Origin of the sequence: Micromonospora sp. MW-13, from assembly GCF_003434305.1 — a bacterium.
GTDB lineage: Bacteria > Actinomycetota > Actinomycetes > Mycobacteriales > Micromonosporaceae > Micromonospora.
The window spans coordinates 23,081-40,231 of sequence record NZ_QKKX01000031.1; the positions used below are offsets into that span (position 1 = coordinate 23,081).

The 17,151-nt window shown below is 75.5% G+C and carries 11 protein-coding genes; 4 read left to right on the top strand and 7 right to left on the bottom strand.

Going from position 1 to position 17,151, the window contains the following annotated elements:
• Nucleotides 1-7 precede the first annotated feature (7 nt).
• Nucleotides 8-1,420 carry a polyprenol phosphomannose-dependent alpha 1,6 mannosyltransferase MptB gene (mptB, locus tag C5N14_RS32220; protein WP_207892765.1) on the bottom strand — a complete coding sequence of 471 codons (1,413 nt, stop codon included), beginning with the start codon at nucleotides 1,418-1,420 and terminating at the stop codon, nucleotides 8-10.
• Nucleotides 1,421-1,464: 44 nt separating this feature from the next.
• On the opposite strand from mptB, the gene C5N14_RS16680 reads away from it, so the two are divergent.
• Nucleotides 1,465-3,051, top strand: coding sequence for a hypothetical protein (locus C5N14_RS16680; RefSeq protein WP_117669022.1), 1,587 nt, complete (start codon nucleotides 1,465-1,467; stop codon nucleotides 3,049-3,051).
• Between the two features lie 71 nt (nucleotides 3,052-3,122).
• Here the strand turns inward: C5N14_RS16680 and C5N14_RS16685 are convergent, their stop codons facing one another.
• Nucleotides 3,123-6,272, bottom strand: a complete 3,150-nt coding sequence (locus C5N14_RS16685; RefSeq protein ID WP_117669079.1) for a bifunctional [glutamine synthetase] adenylyltransferase/[glutamine synthetase]-adenylyl-L-tyrosine phosphorylase — start codon at nucleotides 6,270-6,272, stop codon at nucleotides 3,123-3,125.
• Between the two features lie 6 nt (nucleotides 6,273-6,278).
• Nucleotides 6,279-7,046 carry a type 1 glutamine amidotransferase gene (locus tag C5N14_RS16690; RefSeq protein WP_117669023.1) on the bottom strand — a complete coding sequence of 256 codons (768 nt, stop codon included), beginning with the start codon at nucleotides 7,044-7,046 and terminating at the stop codon, nucleotides 6,279-6,281.
• A 128-nt stretch (nucleotides 7,047-7,174) separates the two neighbouring features.
• Between C5N14_RS16690 and C5N14_RS16695 the strand changes: the two genes are divergently transcribed.
• Nucleotides 7,175-8,107 (top strand): LD-carboxypeptidase, encoded by a 933-nt coding sequence (locus C5N14_RS16695; protein WP_117669024.1) that lies wholly within the window; start codon nucleotides 7,175-7,177, stop codon nucleotides 8,105-8,107.
• A 4-nt stretch (nucleotides 8,108-8,111) separates the two neighbouring features.
• Here the strand turns inward: C5N14_RS16695 and C5N14_RS16700 are convergent, their stop codons facing one another.
• The gene (locus C5N14_RS16700) at nucleotides 8,112-8,993 is read right to left on the bottom strand and encodes a virginiamycin B lyase (protein ID WP_117669025.1); all 882 of its coding nucleotides are present in this window, start codon (nucleotides 8,991-8,993) and stop codon (nucleotides 8,112-8,114) included.
• A 184-nt stretch (nucleotides 8,994-9,177) separates the two neighbouring features.
• Between C5N14_RS16700 and C5N14_RS16705 the strand changes: the two genes are divergently transcribed.
• On the top strand, nucleotides 9,178-9,660 hold the full coding sequence (locus tag C5N14_RS16705; protein WP_117669026.1) for a hypothetical protein: 483 nt from the start codon (nucleotides 9,178-9,180) through the stop codon (nucleotides 9,658-9,660).
• A 156-nt stretch (nucleotides 9,661-9,816) separates the two neighbouring features.
• On the opposite strand, the gene C5N14_RS16710 is transcribed toward C5N14_RS16705, so the two are convergent.
• From C5N14_RS16710 to glnA, 3 genes are all read right to left on the bottom strand, one after another.
• A complete protein-coding gene (locus tag C5N14_RS16710; RefSeq protein ID WP_117669027.1) occupies nucleotides 9,817-13,092 on the bottom strand; it encodes an NACHT domain-containing NTPase in 3,276 nt (1,091 codons plus the stop codon).
• A gap of 31 nt (nucleotides 13,093-13,123) precedes the next feature.
• Nucleotides 13,124-13,549 (bottom strand): DUF350 domain-containing protein, encoded by a 426-nt coding sequence (locus tag C5N14_RS16715; protein ID WP_117669080.1) that lies wholly within the window; start codon nucleotides 13,547-13,549, stop codon nucleotides 13,124-13,126.
• Nucleotides 13,550-13,651: 102 nt separating this feature from the next.
• Nucleotides 13,652-15,001, bottom strand: a complete 1,350-nt coding sequence (glnA, locus tag C5N14_RS16720) for a type I glutamate--ammonia ligase (RefSeq protein WP_117669028.1) — start codon at nucleotides 14,999-15,001, stop codon at nucleotides 13,652-13,654.
• A 245-nt stretch (nucleotides 15,002-15,246) separates the two neighbouring features.
• On the opposite strand from glnA, the gene C5N14_RS16725 reads away from it, so the two are divergent.
• On the top strand, nucleotides 15,247-17,007 hold the full coding sequence (locus C5N14_RS16725) for an NAD+ synthase (RefSeq protein WP_117669029.1): 1,761 nt from the start codon (nucleotides 15,247-15,249) through the stop codon (nucleotides 17,005-17,007).
• Nucleotides 17,008-17,151 lie beyond the last annotated feature (144 nt).

Consider the following 17,151-nt stretch of genomic DNA (forward strand, 5'->3'; position numbering starts at 1 on the left):
CCCCTGTTCAGTCGGCTCCTGCGGCGGCTGGGGTCGGCGCGCGGTCGGCCCTGGCCGACCGTACCAACCGGACGGCCGCCCAGATCAGCAACAGCGTCATCAGCGGCGCACCGGGCAGCTTGGTGTACCGGGCCAGCCCGGTGCCGTCGGGCAGTACCAGGAACGATCCTGCCAACGCCACCCCGGCGAACCAGACGCCGTCGCGGGCGGTGGCGGCGAGCACCGTGAGCGGCCAGATCCAGTACCAGGGGTGCACGATCGGGGAGAACGCGACGGTGGCGGCCAGCGCCAGGCCGGCATGGAAGAGCGGGTCGCGGGTGCGGGCCCGCCACCAGAGCCAGACCAGCACCACGGCCAGCACGACCACGCCGATCGCCCGGGCCACCGGCAGGGCGTCGACGTGCGCCCCGAAGATCACCGCGAGGTAACCGACGGTCTGCCCGACGGCGGTCGACGGCGAGGTCCACGCGATCACGTCGCCCCCGCTCTCCAGGCCGCTGATCCAGCCGAAATCCAGGCCGGCGGCGAAGGTCACCCCGACCACGGTGGCGACCGCGCCGCCGACGACCCATCCGCCGTCGCGGACCAGCGTCCGGATCCGGTACGGCCCGACCGACGCGGCCAGCGCGGCGAACGGGATCACCACCAGACCGGTGATTTTGATCGACACGGCCAGCCCGAGCAGCACCCCGCCGGCCAGCAGCGGGCCGGGCCGCCCGGGCCGGGCGGCCACCACCGCCAGGCCGGCCACCAGCAGGCCGACCATCAGCGCGTCGTTGTGCGCACCGGCCACCAGGTGTACGCCGATGAGCGGGCTGGCCAGGGCCAGCCAGAGCGCCCGCCCGACGGGGACCCCGCAGCGGCGGGCCAGCACCGGCAGGCAGGCGGCGGTCAGCGCCACCCCGGCGACCGCGAGCACCCGGAACGCAACGACGGCGGCGGTCAACGACCCGGTCGCCTTGATCACCGCGCCGGCGAGTACCACGAACAGCGGCCCGTACGGGGCCGGGGTGTCCCGCCAGATGTACGAGATGGAGTCCAGCCACGGACAGGGCAGCGCGGACACACCCTGCTCGTACGGGCTGATCCCGTTCGCGTAGCTGGCGCCCTGGCAGGCGTACGCGTAGACGTCCCGGCTGGCCATCGGCGGGACGACCAGCAGCGGCAGCAGCCAGAGCCCGACGGTGACCAGGGCCCAGCGCGCGGACGGCAGCCCGTCCCGCAGCGACCACCACGCCCAGGCCATCAGGGCGGTGCCGAGCAGCCAGGCCGCGATGATCAGCGGCCCGTTCGGCCCCTGCCAGATACTGACCGGGTTGGGGCGCAGGTCACCCTTCGGGAACGCCCCGCCGAGGTACGCGGACACGGCGAGCAGCAGGGAACCGGTCAGACCCGTCCAGCGCGCGAGGTGGTGAGGCACGCCCGCCATGCTGCCAGTACGGTGGTCGCGGTACGGAGGTGGGCATGCGACGCGGTGCGGTGGTGGCGGTGTCCGCCGGGTTTTCGGCCGTCCTGGGCGTGGGGTACCTGCTCCTGCCGACGATGGGCTCCGATCTCTCGGCCCAGGTGGCCCGCGCCGACTTCTTCGCCGCGCACGGCCCCGCCCTGGTGGACCTGCGGTGGTACGGCGGCATCCAGCCCCTCGGCTACAGCCTGGTCTCCCCGCCGGTGATGGCTGTCCTCGGCGTCCGGGTGACCGGCGTCCTCGCGCTGGTGGTCGCGGCGGCGGCGTTCGCTGCGCTGCTGGTGCGTACCGGGGTGCCCCGCCCGCTGCTCGGCGGCCTGGTCGGGGCGGTCACCATCGCCGGCAACCTCGTTTCCGGCCGGGTCACCTACGGCCTCGGTGTGGCGTTCGGGCTCGCCGCGCTGCTCGCGCTCACCCTGCCCCCGGGCGCCGCTGCGGGGCGACGCCGGCTGCGCGTCGGGCTGGTCGCTGCTGCGGCACTGCTGGCCTCGGCGACCAGCCCGGTCGCCGGCCTGTTCGTCGGGCTGGCCGGGGCCGCGCTGCTGCTCACCCGCCGGTTCGGCGACGGCCTGCTGCTCGGGGTCGCCGCGGCGGCCCCGCTGGCCGTGACCGGGCTGCTGTTCGGCGAGGGCGGCTGGATGAACATCAGCCGCACTGACACGCTGCGCGCCGCGCTGACCAGCCTGGTGGTGGCCGCGCTGGTGGCGTACCGGCCGGTGCGGGTGGGCGCGCTGCTGTCGGCGGCGGGGGTGCTCGTCGCCGCGCTGGTGCACACGCCCGTTGGCCTGAACGCGACCCGCCTGGTGGTGATGTTCGCGCTGCCGGTGCTGGCCGCTGCCGCCCGGCTGCCGGAGCGGGCCACCTGTCGGCTGCCGGCCGCGCTGCGTCGGGGCGGGACGGCCGGCACCGCCCTGGCGGCGCTGCTGGCCGCCGTCTGCTGGTGGCAGCCCCCGGTGGTGCCGGCCGACCTGCGTGGCGTCGGCGGCCCGACGACCGAGCCGGCCTACTTCGCCCCGCTGCGCGCCGAGCTCGCCCGGCGTGGGCTCACCGGGCGGGTCGAGGTGCCGCCGACCCGCGACTACTGGGAGGCCGCCCACCTCGGCGACGTCCCGCTGGCGCGGGGCTGGTTGCGGCAGGCCGACATCGCCCGCAATCCGCTCTTCTTCACGACCGTGCCGGGCGCCGCCGGCACCGGCGTTCCGCTGACCGCCGACAGCTACCGGGCCTGGCTGGCCGACAACGCCGTGCAGTACGTCGCCGTGCCCGACGCCGACCTGTCCTGGGTGGGGCGCGCGGAGGCGGAACTGGTCGACGGCGGCCTGCCGTACCTGACCGAGGTCTGGTCCGAGCGGCACTGGCGGCTCTACGCGGTGTCCGACCCGACCCCGCTGGTGGCCGCCCCCGGGGAGTTGGTGGGGCAGGATGCCGCGTCGCTGACCTTGCGCATGTCGGGCCCCGGAACGGTCCGGGTACGGGTACGACACAGCCGCTGGTTGCGGGTGGACGGTCAGGCGGCGCTCGCCCCGGACGGTGCATGGACCGTGGTGACGGTGCCGAGCGCCGGCAACTACCGCGTCACCGGCTGATTTCTCGTCATAACGTCCCCCTTGGGTCGCGTTCGGATCGACGGGTGGCCAACCGTCCTCGGCGCCGGTGCTCAGGCCCCGGCGTCGAGGACCCGTTCCATCGCCGCGCGGGAGCGGCGGCCGGTGCGCAGGTACTCGTCGAGGAACTCGCCCGGGTCGTCCCGGCCGAGCAGCCGGACCACCCCGGCCAACTCCACGCCGTGCCGGGGCAACTGGTCCCCGGCCCGGCCGCGCACCAGCATCAGCGCGTTGCGGACCTGCGCGGCCAGGGTCCAGCCGACCGCCATCTCGCCGGCGTCCGCCGGGTCGACCAGGCCGGCGTCCGCCGCCGCCGCGAGCGCGTCGAGGGTGCGCGTGCCGCGCAGCGCCGGCAGCCGGCCGGCGTGCCGGAGCTGGAGGAGCTGCACCGCCCACTCGACGTCGGCGAGGCCGCCCCGGCCCAGCTTGGTGTGGGTGGCCGGGTCGGCGCCCCGGGGCAGCCGCTCGGTCTCCACCCGCGCCTTGATCCGGCGGATCTCGACGATCTGCTCCCGGGTCAGCCCGTCGGCCGGGTAGCGGACCGGGTCGACCATCGCCTCGAACTCCGTACCCAGGTCGGCATCGCCGCAGACGAACCGGGCGCGCAGCAGCGCCTGCGCCTCCCACACCTTCGACCAGCGGGCGTAGTACTGGGCGTACGCGGCGAGGCTGCGCACCAGCGGGCCCTGCCGGCCCTCCGGGCGCAGGTCGGCGTCCACCCCGAGCGGCGGGTCGGGGGCCGGGGCGGAGAGCAGCCGGCGCAGTTCCTCGGCGACGGCGTGGGCGGCGGCGCTGGCCGCGCCCTCGTCCGCCCCGGACGGGGGGTCGTAGACGAACAGCACGTCGGCGTCGGAGAGGTAGTTCGACTCGTACCCGCCGAGCCGGCCCACGCCGATCACCGCGAACCGCAGCCCGGGCAGGCCCGGCTGGGCGGCCCGGGCGGCGCGCAGCGCGGCGGCGAGGGTGGCGTCGGTGACGCCGGCCAGGGCCGTGCCGACGGCGGTCACGTCGGCGAGGCCGAGCGCGGCCCGCCCGTCCGGGTCGGGGCGGGTCGGGGTGGGGGCGAGCGACCCGGCCCGGCTGAGCACGTCGGCGCAGGCGATCCGGACCAGTTCCCGGCGGCGCAACGCGCGCACCGCCCGGGTCGCCTCGACCGGGTCGGCGTGCCGGGCCGCGGCGGCGGCGAAGCCCTCGCAGAGCACGCCGCGGGGGCGGGGGGTCAGCTCGTTCTCCTCGGCCAGCAGCCGCAGCGCCTCCGGCTCCCGGGCCAGCAGGTCGGCCGCGTACCGGGAGGAGCTGAGCACCCGGGCCAGTCGGCGGGCCACCGGGCCGGAGTCGCGCAGCAGCCGCAGGTACCAGGGGGTGCTGCCCAGCTTGTCGGAGACCTGCCGGTAGTTGAGCAGCCCCCGGTCCGGCTCGGGCGCGTCGGCGAACTCGCTGAGCAGCACCGGCAGCAGGGTGCGCTGGATGGCGGCGGTACGGCTCACCCCGCCGGTGAGGGCCTGGAGGTGGCGCAGCGCCCCGGCCGGGTCGGCGAAGCCGAGGATCTCCAGCCGGTGCCGGGCCGCCTCCGGGGTGAGCCGCAGCCCGTCGGCGGGGACCCGGGCCACCGACTCCAGCAGCGGCCGGTAGAGCAGCTTGGCGTGCAGCCGGCGTACCTCGGTGGCGTGGGTGACCCACTCGGCGCGGAACTCCTCGACGGCGCTGCGGCCCGGGGTGGCCGCGTAGCCGAGCGCGGCGGCGAGCCAGCGCAGCCCGGCCGGGTCGGCCGGAACGGTGTGGGTGCGGCGCAGGCCCTGGAGCTGGAGGCGGTGCTCGACGCCGCGCAGGAAGCGGTACCCGCGCAGCAGCCCCTCGCCGTCGGCCCGGCCCACGTAGCCGCCGGCCACCAGGGCGCGCAGGGCGGGGATGGTGCCGGGTGCCCGCAGCGCCTCGTCGCCCCGGCCGTGCACCAGTTGCAGCAACTGGACGGCGAACTCGATGTCGCGCAGCCCGCCCGGGCCGCGTTTGATCTCGCGGTCCAGCTCCTTCGGCGGGATGTTGTCGATGATCCTGCGGCGCATCGAGCGGACGTCCTCGACGGCCTCCGGCCGCTCGGCGGCCCGCCAGACCAGCGGGGCGAGCCGGTCGATCCACTCCTGCGACAGCGCCAGGTCGCCGGCCGCCGGGCGGGCCTTGAGCAGCGCCTGGAACTCCCAGGTGCGCGCCCAGCGCCGGTAGTACGCCAGGTGGCTGGCCAGGGTGCGGACCAGCGGGCCCCGGTTGCCCTCGGGGCGCAGCGCGGCGTCGACCGGCCAGGCGACCAGCCCGCAGATGTGGATCAGCCGGGTGGCGACCGTGGTGGCCGCCGGCAGCTCGTCGTCCTCGGCGCAGACGAAGATCACGTCGACGTCGGAGACGTAGTTCAGCTCGCCGCCGCCGCACTTGCCCATCGCCACCACGCCCAGCCGGGGCCGTGGCGTGCCCTCGGGCAGCTCGCCCACCGCGATGTCGTGGGCCGCGCCGAGGGTGGCGTCGGCCAGCGCGGAGAGCGCCGCCATGGTCTGCTCCAGGGCGCGTCCGCCGGTCAGGTCGGCCGCCGCGATCCGCAGCAGGGCCAGCCGGTACCCCTGGCGCAGCACCGCGATCGGCTGGGTGGACGCGGTGACCCGGGCTGCCGCCGCCAGGTCCAGCCGGCCCTCGGCGGCGGGGGCGAGCCCGTCCGGGGCGGTGGCCAGCACCGGCCACTGGTCGGGGTTGGCCACCAGGTGGTCGCCGAGCGCCGACGACGCGCCGAGCACGGCGACCAGCCGCCGGCACAGCCCCGGGTCGGCGTGCAGGGCGTGCAGCAGCGCCGAGTCGGCGGGCCTGCCGGCGACGCCGGTGCCCCCCGGGGCCCGGCGCGCGGGGTCCGCCGGCCCGCCGCCTGCTCCGGTGGCACCCGCGGCCCGGCGCGCACCCGTCGACCCGCCGCCGGTGCTGCCGGCCGCGCGGCGCTCGGCCTCGACGAGTCGGTGCAGCTGGCGCAGGGCCAGGTCCGGGTCGGCGGCCCGGGACAGGGCGGCCAGCAGCTCGGCGGCCCGCTCGTCGACCGGCTCCTGTTCCTCCGGCCGCCACAGGCCGAGCCCGGCCGGGCCGAGCAGGTCGGCGGCCCGGGAGCCGTTGTCGCCGTCGGCGGCGCCGAAGCCGTAGCGGGCCAGCCGGCCCCGGGCCGGTCTGCTGATCACGGGTCAGTGCCCGAGCAGGGGCAGGTTGCGCCGGACGTCGTCGTCGCCCAGCTCACCGAGGGCGAGGGCGGCGAACCGGATCGCGAACGGGTGCCACACCTCCTCCACGTCGGCCATCACCCGGTCGCAGGCGGCCACCACCAGTTCCGGGTCGTAGCCCAGCTCGTCGAGCAGGGCGGAGTCGGTCGCCCAGTCGGCGATCATCGCGGTGTCGCACTCGATGTGGAACTGCAACCCCCAGGCCCGGTCGCCGAGGCGGAACGCCTGGTGCGGGTAGCGGGTGGAGGCGGCCAGCAGGGTCGCCCCGTGCGGCAGCTCGGTGATCTCGTCGACGTGCCACTGGAACACGTCGGGGATCAGCGGCACGTACCGGAACAGCGGGTCGGCCTCGGCGGCGTCGCGGCGGCCGACCACGGCGGGGCCGACCTCGGGCCCGGACGGGCTCCGCTCGGCCAGGCCGGCGTGCGAGGTGGCCAGGAGTTGCGCGCCGAGGCAGATGCCGAGGGTGGGCACCCGACGCCGGACCGCCTTGCGCAGCAGCCCCTCCAGCTTCGGGAACCAGGGCGCCCCGGGGGTGCCGTCGGGCAGCGGGTACGGCTGCTGCGGACCGCCGAGCACCACGAGGGCCACGTACCCGTCGAGGTCGGCGGGCAGTTCGTCCCCGGCGTACGGGCGCAGCACCCGCAGTTCCAGGCCCCCTTCCACCAGCCAGTCCCCCAGCCGTCGGGGGTCGTCGGTCGGATCGTTCTCGATCACCAGTGCGGTTGCCACGCCGTCGAGGCTATCGGGTGCCCCGCCCGCGGCCCGGAACGCCTCGGCGCGACGCTTCCCGGGACGGCACCGGCCGGACGCCGGCGGGCCGGCCCGGGGGTCCCGGCCGGCGGCTAGGCTCAGCGGCTGTGATCACCGACGACGCCGTCCTGCGCCCACCGGTCCTGCGGCCCGGGGACACGGTGATGCTGGTGTCCCCGTCGGGGCCGACCCGGCCGGAGCGGGTGGCCCGGGGCGTCGAGCTGCTCACCGGCTGGGGGCTGCGGCCGGTCCTCGCGCCCAACGTGTACGCCCGGCGGGGTTACCTGGCCGGGGCGGACGAGTTGCGCGCCGCCGACCTGAACACGGCGTTCGCCGACCCGGCGGTACGCGGGGTGGTCTGCACCCGGGGCGGCTACGGCGCGCAGCGGGTGGTGGACGCCGTCGACATGGCGGCGGTGCGCCGGGACCCGAAGGTGGTGGCCGGCTTCTCCGACATCACCGCGTTGCAGTTCGCCCTCTGGCGTGGTGCCCGGCTGGCCGGCGTGCACGGCCCGGGCGCGGCCTGGCTGGACGAGCGCACCCCGCTGCGCTCGTCCGAGTCGCTGCACGCCGCGCTGATGACCACCGAGCCGGTCACCGTCGCCGCCGGGCCCGGGGAGGAGACCTTCGCCGTCCGCGTCCCCGGCCGCGCCACCGGGACGCTGCTCGGCGGCAACCTCTGCCTGGTCGTCGCCTCGCTGGGCACCCCGGACATGCCGGACCTGACCGGGGCCGTGCTGCTGGTCGAGGATGTCGGGGAGCCGCCGTACAAGGTGGACCGGATGCTGACCCAGCTCCGCCGGGCCGGCGCGCTGGCCGGCCTGGCCGGGGTGGCCGTCGGGCAGTTCACCGACTGCGCCGACGGCTGGGACACCAGCGTCGCCGACGTGCTGACCGAGCGTCTCGGCGACCTCGGCGTCCCGGTTCTCGGCGGCCTGCCGATCGGCCACGGCCAGGGCCAGCTCACGGTCGGCGTGGGCGTCCCGGCCACCCTCGACGCCGACGCCGGCACCCTCACGGTCGCGCCCGCCGTCCGCTGACCCCTCAGGGGGTCAGGTGGGCGACCGCGCCGCGTTCCAGGGCGGCGTGGACCGTGCCGTCGGGCAGGACCGCGAGGCCGTGCGGCTCCGAGTCCGGGGTGGGCAGGTCGTACGCGTCGACGCGGCCGTCGGGGGTGACGTGGCCGATGCGGTTGGCCGCCCACTCGGTGAACCAGCAGCCGCCGGCCGGGTCCGCGACGATCGCGTGCGGCCGGGCGGCCCGGTCTGGCAGCGGGTACTCCTCGATCCGGCCGTCCGGGGTGATCCGGCCGAGCTGGCCGGCGGCGATCTCGACGAACCAGAGGGCCCCGTCGACGCCCAGCGTGATGCCGACCGGCCCGGCGGCGTCGGTGGGCAGCGGGTGCAGGCGCACCGCGCCGTCCAGCGCGATCCGGCCGACGGCGTTCGCCTGGTTGAGGGTGAACCACAGGGCGTCGTCCGGCCCAGCCGTGATCATCGACGGGAATCCGCCGCTGACCGGCAGCGGGTACGCGGTCACCGTCCCGTCGGTACCGACCCGGCCCACGGTGTCGTTGCTCATCCCCGCGTACCAGAGGGCGCCGTCGGGGCCGGCGGCGATGCCGCACGGTGCGCTGCCGGCCGGCAACGCGACCGACGTGGCCGACCCGTCGGTGGTGACCCGGCCGATCCGGTCGTCCCCGGAGCGGGTGAACCAGAGCGCGTTGTCCGGGCCGGCCGCGATGACCAGCGGGCGGCTCGCCGGGTCGCCGGGGTGGGTCCACACCGCGCCGTCGGCGGTCACCCGGGCGATCCCGCCGGTGCGGACCAGGGTCAGCCACAGCGCGCCGTCCGGCCCGGCGGTGATCCCGTACGGCCCGCAGCCCGCGTCCGGCAGGACGGTCTCTCGGATGGTGGGGGTGGTCAACGGGTGCCCGCCTCTCTGCTCGACTCGATCCCACCCTTTATGCCGGACCATCCCGTGGCAACTGGTTTGTCCCCGATTCGAAACCGGATTTTCAGCTTCCTGACAGGTTCGCCACGGCCCTCACCCAGCTCACTCCATCACTGTCGGTGAGGTCATCGCATCCGAGCGACGAAGTGGAGAACGAATGTCCCGCACGATTTCCAAGAAGCAGTTGCTGGCCGGCCTCGCGGCGGCGGGCGTACTCACCGTGGGGATCGCGGCGCCGGCCGTCGCGTTCACCGAGGACAGCTCGACCCCGACCCCGAGCGCGAGCAGCAGCGAGGGCACCGACCGGCAGCAGCAGCGGGCCGACCGGCAGTCCGAGTTCGCCGAGGCGCTCGCCAAGGAGCTGGGGGTCTCCACGGACAAGGTGACCGCGGCCCTGGACAAGGTGCGCGAGCAGCACAGGGCCGACCGGCCGGAGCGGGGCGAGCGGGGCGAGCGCCCCGACGCCGCCGACCGGCAGGCCAAGCTGAAGGATCGGCTGGACCAGGCCGTCAAGGACGGCAGGCTCACCCAGGAGCAGGCCGACGCGATCACCAAGGCCGTCGAGGCCGGGGTCTTCCCCGGCGGGGGTGGCCGCGGCCACGGCGGCGGCCCGGCGGGCGGCGAGTCCGCCGGCAGGTGACGCCTCTCACGTGACGCGCCCGTGCCGCGGGCCGCGTGACACCTGACGCGTGGCGCGGCCCCGCCCGGGAACGGGTGGGGCCGCGCCCGCGGGCGTGGTCCCCTCCGGGCCGCCGGGCCGACGCTGGAACCGGCCGGGGCGGTGACCCGGGGCCGGTCACGGGGCCGGCGGCTCCGCCGCGCCGCGCCGGTTCACCCGGGTCGGGTGCCGGAGGTCGGCCACCTCCGGCGGGATCCGGTGGCCGTCGAGCAGGTTCCGCTCGTCGAGACGACGGACGGCCTCGGCGACGAGCCGGGCGTGCTCCGGATCGGCCGAGCCCAGCAGTTCGGTCAGGCCATACACCACCCGAGCGCCGAGCAACCGGTCCGCGGTCGCGTCCCGCCCCAGGAAGGCCAGGCAGCAGCGGACCTGGGCGGCCCGCGCCGGGTACGACCATCTCGGCACGGCGCCGGGGTCGGCGAGCTCGGCCACCAGCGCGGGCGGAACGTGCGGGTCCACGGCCAGCCCGTCGAACAGCAGGACCAACAGGCGGTTGCTCTGCGAAACGCTGTGCGTCGCGTGCAGCAGGACCCGGACCGTGCGGTAGATCCCGGCCCGCACCGCCGGGGCGACGTCGCTCACCGGCAGCAGCAGCAGGTCGATCACGGCCCGCGCCGCCGACCGGTGACCCGAGCCGGTGACCACGACCATCCGGAACGCGTCCGGAAACGCCGCGACGAACGACTCCAGGGCGTGCCGGTTCGCGTCCGCCCGAGGCACGCACTCGAAGTTCGCCTGTTCCGCGGCCGACTGTTCGAGCTGCGGCACGAACCGGACCCGGTTGCGGTCCTCCGGCTCCGGGTCGGGGTACGTCCAGGACAGGTCCACCGGCTCCGGCACCGAGCGCGGGTCGGCCAGCCGCAGCCGGACGTCCGGGTACACCCCGGTCCCGAGCCGTTGCAGGGTGACCGCCTCGACGAGGCCGCGGTACTGCGTCTCGTCGAGCTGCGAGCGCCAGAGCAGGGCCTGACCGCGCCACGCCGACCGGACGTCGGGGTGCCCCGGGTACAGGTCCCGCCCGCGCAGCGCGTCGGCCGCGCAGAGGCCGAGCACCAGCAGGTTGGCGCTGTACGCCGCGTGCCGGGCCGGCACCGGCAGCGGCCGGGGCCGGTACGCCTCGAAGCGCCGGGGCGGGCGGGCCTCGTGCGCCGCCCGGAACAGCCGCACCAGCACGTCGGCCACGGCGGCCCGCCGCTCGGGCGCCAGGGCCCGCAGGGCGTCGGACAGGAAGCCCACGATCGGTACCCGCCCGGTCAGCGTCGCGAACGACAGCAGGGCGTGCAGCGGGTCGTCGTCGAGCTGGTTCGTGCGCAGCAGGCTCGTGGCGGCCTCCCGCGCGGCCAGCTCGGTCAGCACCGCCACGGTCGTGCGGGCCACCAGGTACTCCCCGAAGGTGGCGTGCAGGAACTCGTAGGTCGCCACCCGGTCGTCGGCCCGCAGGGCCTGGGACCGGTGCACGAAGAAGAACCGCCCGAAGACGGTCTCCGCGGGCCGCAGCGGGGCCCGGAACCCGGCCGGCCCCAGGGCCTCGGGCAGGGGCGCGGCGAGGAACGGCAGGGCCGCGAGATCGGCCTCCAGCTCGTCCTCGGTCACCCACTGGGTGCCCCGGTTGAACATGGCGAACGCCACCGCGGCGAGCCGGCCCAGCTCGTCGTCCACGGCCCGGTCGAGCTCCCGGTCCGGCAGGCCGCGCCGGTGCTTGGCCACCTCCCGCCGGGCGAACCGGGTCAGCAACCGCTCGTACAGCTCGCCCTGGCGCAGGCCCCCGGCGGCCCGCAGGTCGTTGCCGTCGGCGTCGTAGAGCGCGAGCATCAGCAGCAGCAGGGGCTGCTCGGCCAGCTCCCGGTGGGCGAGCGCCACGGACGGATCCAGCGGACGCTTCCCGGCGGCCCGCCAGGAGCCCGCGTTGGTCTCGTTCCAGATCCGCACCCAGTGCCAGATCCGCGACTCGTCGAACGGCTCCAGCCGCAGGGCCACCGTGCCGGGCGGTGGCTTGGCCCGGTCGGCGACGCTGGTCCGGCTGGTGACCAGCACCGCCAGGGGCCGTCCCTGCTCGGCCTCCCGGCGCTGGAAGGCGGCCACCCGGAACAGGTAGTCCGTCTGCGTCACCCCGGTCGCCTGGAGCAGCTCGTCGAAGCCGTCGAGCACGACCACCGGCAGGGCGTCGCCGGCGGACCGGGCCAGCGCCGGCCAGTCGAGCCGCTCCCCGGTGGCCGCGCGGACGGCCTGCTCGATCTGGTCCTGGACGTCCGCCTCGGCTCGCACCTCGCGCAGCACCACCCGGACGGCGAGGAAGTCGGTGGCCGGCAGTTGGGCGGCGAGCACCCGGGTCAGCACCGACTTGCCCGAGCCGGGCTGCCCGAGCACGAGCAGCGGCGCGTGCGGGGCCCCGGGTGAGGTCAGGTGGCCGGTCAGGAAGGCGGGCAGGTCGGCGCGGACCGGCTGCTGTTCCCACCACGACTCGTCGCTGGGCCGGGCGTCGGCGTCCAGCGCGGCCACCCGGCACAGCGGCGGCACGTACGCCGCGCCGAGGGTCGGCACCCGCAGCCCGTCCGGGACGTCCCCCGACTCGATGACCGGCCGGTCGAGCTGGGCGGCGCACGCGCGGGCCAGCGCCTCCCGTCGCGCGTCGGGCGCCCGGCCGACGGCCAGGTCACGCAGCTCCCGGCGCAGCTCGCCGAGCCCCACGGCCAGGGCTGCCACCTCGCCCCGGGTCGCCTGGTGCTCGTGGATCCCGGCCCAGAAGGCGACCTCCGGGAAGTCCGCCGCCAGCGCGGTGAGCAGGTCCCGGTGCCGGTCCGCGGCCAGGGCCGGCAGCTCACGCATGGCGGCGCTGAAGGCCGCCCGGCGGTGCGCGGGCACCTCCAGCCACCTGGTCAGCCCTTCGAGGAATGCCTCAAGCCGCGCGGCGAGTCCCAGGTAGTAGTCGGCCAGCTCATGCCGCAGCCGCTGGTAGGGCAGCTCCGCCCGGGGCACCGGCGTGGGCAGCGCGAACATGTCGCGGACGACCGTCTCCGGCAGCGTGGCGCCGGAGCCGGCGAGCGTGAGCTGCTCGGCCTTGCTGACCCCCAGTTCGGCGAGGGACAGCGGGAGGTCGCACTCCTGGAGGGCCTCGAAGAAGGCGGTCACCGCGATCACCGCGTGCGCCGCCTCCAGCCGGCGGGTGCGGCCGTACCGGGACAGGCCGGAACGCTGCTCGACGACGGAGCGCACCAGGTCGTGGCCGAGCCGGACGAACTCCGACTTGGCGTCGAAGATGCCCAGCAGCGCCGGCGTCGACACCGAGGCGGCCAGCAGCACACCCCCGGTCAGCCGGTCGAACCAGTCGACGAGGCGGCTCTTCTCGCCGCCCAGCAGGCGTACGGCATCGGCGTAGCTGAGCACGTCGGGCACGACGGCGACCCCTCCCCAGGCTGGACCGGCCTCAGGCGATGCAGGCGCAGACGATCAGCGCGGCGCCGAAGTGGGTGGCGGCGCTGACCCGGGCCGCCGGGTGCGGCTCGTCGGAGCAGATGATCTGACCGAGCCGGCCCGGGGTCAGCAGGTCCAGCACGAAGAAGGCCAGCCCCATGACCAGCAGGCCGATCAGCCCGAAGACGACGGTGGAGGCCAGCCCCTTGGCGAAGTCGCTGTAGCTGGTGAGGATCGCGGTGAACACGATCCCGGCGATGCCGAGCTGGTTCGCGGCGAGCAGCAGCCCGGCATTGGCGTTACGCCGAACCCAGATCAGCTCGCGCAGCTTCCCCGGGGTGAGCAGGTCGACCAGGCCGAAGCCGGCCGCCATCAGCCCCACCCCGACGACCCCGAACACGACGCTCTGCCAGGCTCCGCTGAGCAGATCCTCCAGCACCGACTGCCTCCCGACCACCTACCGCCCGGCGGGGGTGCCGGCGCGGTGATCGAGACGATAGCGGCCCGCCGCAACCCCCCGACAACCCGCGTCGCCGGCGGCCTAAAGCGACAGGTAGCGCTGCCGCTCGTAGGGGGTCACCTCGCGGCGGTACTGCTCCCACTCGGCCCGCTTGTTGCGCAGGAAGAAGTCGAAGACGTGCTCGCCGAGCACCTCGGCGACCAGCTCGGAGCCGGCCATCACGTCGATCGCCTCGGACAGGTTCTCCGGCAGCGACTCGTATCCCATCGCGCGCCGCTCGGCGCTGCTCAGCGACCAGACGTCGTCCTCGGCGCCCGGGGGCAGCTCGTAGCCCTCCTCGATGCCCTTGAGGCCGGCGCCGAGCAGCACCGCGAAGGCCAGGTAGGGGTTCGTCGCCGAGTCCAGCGAGCGGACCTCCACCCGGGCGGAGTTCGGCTTGCCGTACGCGGGGACGCGGACCAGCGCGGATCGGTTCAGGTGCCCCCAGCAGACGAACGCCGGGCTCTCGGTGATCCGGTCGGGCAGCGCCTGCGGGAACAGCCGCTTGTACGAGTTGACCCACTGGTTGGTGACCGCCGTGTACTCCCGGGCGTGCACGAGCAGCCCGGCGATGAACGACTTCGCCACCTTCGACAGCTTCATCGGGTCGCCGCCGTCGTGGAACGCGTTGCGCTCCCCCTCGAACAGCGACAGGTGGGTGTGCATGCCGCTGCCGGGCTGGTCGGTGAACGGCTTCGGCATGAAGCTGGCCTGCACCCCGGTGGACAGGGCCACCTCCTTGACCACGTGCCGGAAGGTCATGATGTTGTCGGCGGTGGTCAGCGCGTCGGCGTAGCGCAGGTCGATCTCCTGCTGGCCGGGGGCGACCTCGTGGTGGCTGAACTCCACCGAGATGCCGATCCGCTCCAGGGCCAGCACGGCCTGCCGGCGGAAGTCCCGGGCCACCGCGTGGGTGGTGTGCTCGAAGTAGCCGCCGGTGTCGACCGGGATGGGCACCGAGCCGTCCTGCGGGCCGTTCTCCAGCAGGAAGAACTCGATCTCCGGGTGGGTGTAGAAGGTGAAGCCCTTCTCGGCGGCCTTGGACAGCATCCGGCGCAGCACGTGCCGGGGGTCGGCCCAGGACGGGCCGCCGTCGGGGAGCAGGATGTCGCAGAACATCCGGGCGCTCTCGCCGCTCACCCCGCCCTCGAAGGGGAACACCTGGAAGGTGGTCGGGTCGGGCATGGCCACCATGTCGGACTCGAAGACCCGGGCGAAGCCCTCGATCGCCGAGCCGTCGAACCCGATGCCCTCCTCGAAGGCCGCCTCCAGCTCGGCGGGCGCGACCGAGACGCTCTTGAGGGTGCCCAGCACGTCGGTGAACCACAGCCGGACGAACCGGATGTCGCGCTCTTCCAGCGTACGGAGGACGAACTCCTGCTGACGGTCCACTTCCACCCCTCGCGACACTCTGCCCACCACCGGTCGGGCCTGACCGCCCAGTCTCCACCGGGTCCTTTACGAAGACGTTACGCGACCATCCCGGCCCCGTCCTGTCGTGTCCCGCCCCCCTGGCGGGCGGGCCGGGGCCGAGTCCCCACGGCCGTGGACCGGGTCTCCGGAGCGCCCCGGCCCGGTGTCCGCCGTCTCGCGCCGCCGGTCGTGTCGGGTCTGCCCGGCTGGGGCAAGATGAGGGCATGCCCACCCTGCGTCTCGCCCTGTCCCAGGTCAACCCGAGCGTCGGCGACCTCGCCGGCAACGCCGGCCTGGTCCGCCGGTGGACCCGACGGGCCGCCGACGCCGGCGCCCAGCTCGTCCTGTTCCCGGAGATGGTGCTGCCCGGGTACCCGGTCGAGGACCTGGTCTTCCGCCGGTCCTTCGTCGCCGCGTCCCAGGCCGCGCTGCGCCGCCTCGCCGCCGACCTGGCCGCCGACGGCCTCGGCGAGCTGCCGGTGGTGGTCGGCTACCTGGACGCGGACGGCCCGCCCCAGGTCAGCGCCGACGCCCAGCCGGGCCACGGGGCCCGCAACGCCGCCGCGGTGCTGCACCGCGGCGAGGTGGTGGCCACCTACTTCAAGCACCACCTGCCCAACTACGGCGTGTTCGACGAGGACCGCTACTTCGTGCCCGGCGACACGCTGACCGTGGTGCGGGTCGGCGGGGTGGACGTGGCGCTGACCATCTGCGAGGACCTGTGGCAGGCCGGCGGCCCGTTCGCGGTGGCCCGGCGGGCCGGGGTGGGCCTGGTGGTCACGATCAACGGCTCGCCGTACGAGCTGAACAAGGACGACATCCGGCTGCCGCTGGTGCGCCGCCGGGCCGCCGAGGCGGGCGCCGCCGTGGCGTACGTCAACATGGTCGGCGCGCAGGACGAGCTGGTCTTCGAGGGCGACTCGATGATCGTGGGCGCGGACGGGACGCTGCTGACCCGCGCCCCGCAGTTCGTCGAGCACCTGCTGGTGCACGACGTCGAGCTGCCGGCGGCGCCGGCACCGGTCGGCGGCGACGGGGAGCTGGCCGACGGGATGCGGATCGTGCGCGCCGACGTCGGCGACGTGCCGCCGCCCGCCACCGGCGAGGTGGCGGTCGGCGGGATCATCGAGCCGGTGGCCGCCGAGGCCGAGGTGTGGCGGGCGCTGGTGCTGGGCCTGCGCGACTACGTCGACAAGAACCGGTTCCCGTCGGTGGTGCTGGGGCTCTCCGGCGGCATCGACTCGGCGGTGGCGGCGGCCCTCGCGGTCGACGCGCTCGGCCCGGACCGGGTGGTCGGGGTGTCGATGCCCAGCCAGCACTCCTCGGAGCACTCCCGGGAGGACGCGGAGGACCTGGCCAAGCGCACCGGGCTGGACTACCGGGTCCAGCCGATCCAGCCGATGGTGGACACCTACCTGGCGAACCTGTCGCTGTCCGGGGTGGCGGTGGAGAACCTCCAGGCCCGGGTACGCGGGGTGCTGCTGATGGCGCTGTCGAACCAGGAGGGCCACCTCGTCCTCACCACCGGCAACAAGAGCGAGCTGGCGGTCGGCTACTCCACCCTGTACGGCGACTCGGTCGGCGGGTTCAACCCGGTCAAGGACGTGTGGAAGACGCTGGTCTGGCGGCTGGCGAAGTGGCGCAACGCCGACGCCGCCCGCCGGGGCGAGACGCCGCCGATCCCGGAGAACTCGATCGGCAAGCCGCCGAGCGCCGAGCTGAGCCCCGGCCAGCTCGACAGCGACACGCTGCCCGACTACGACGTGCTCGACCCGATCCTGATCGGGTACGTCGACGGCGACCTCGGCCGGACCGGGCTCGTCGAGTCCGGCCACGACCCGGCGGTCGTCGACCGGGTGCTGCGGATGGTGGACACCGCCGAGTACAAGCGCCGGCAGTCGGCGCCCGGCACGAAGATCTCGATGAAGGCGTTCGGGCGGGACCGCCGGCTGCCGATCACCAACCGCTGGCGCGAGGACGGCTGACCCGGCGCCGGTCGCCGGGGCGGCGCGGAAGCGGGGTCCGCCGGGTGCCCGGCGGCCGGACCGCGCCGCCGCCGGAGAGTGAGATCCTGCACTGCCTCCTCCCGCCGCCGCCCGCCCGGTGCGACGATCGGCGGAGCCCGGGGA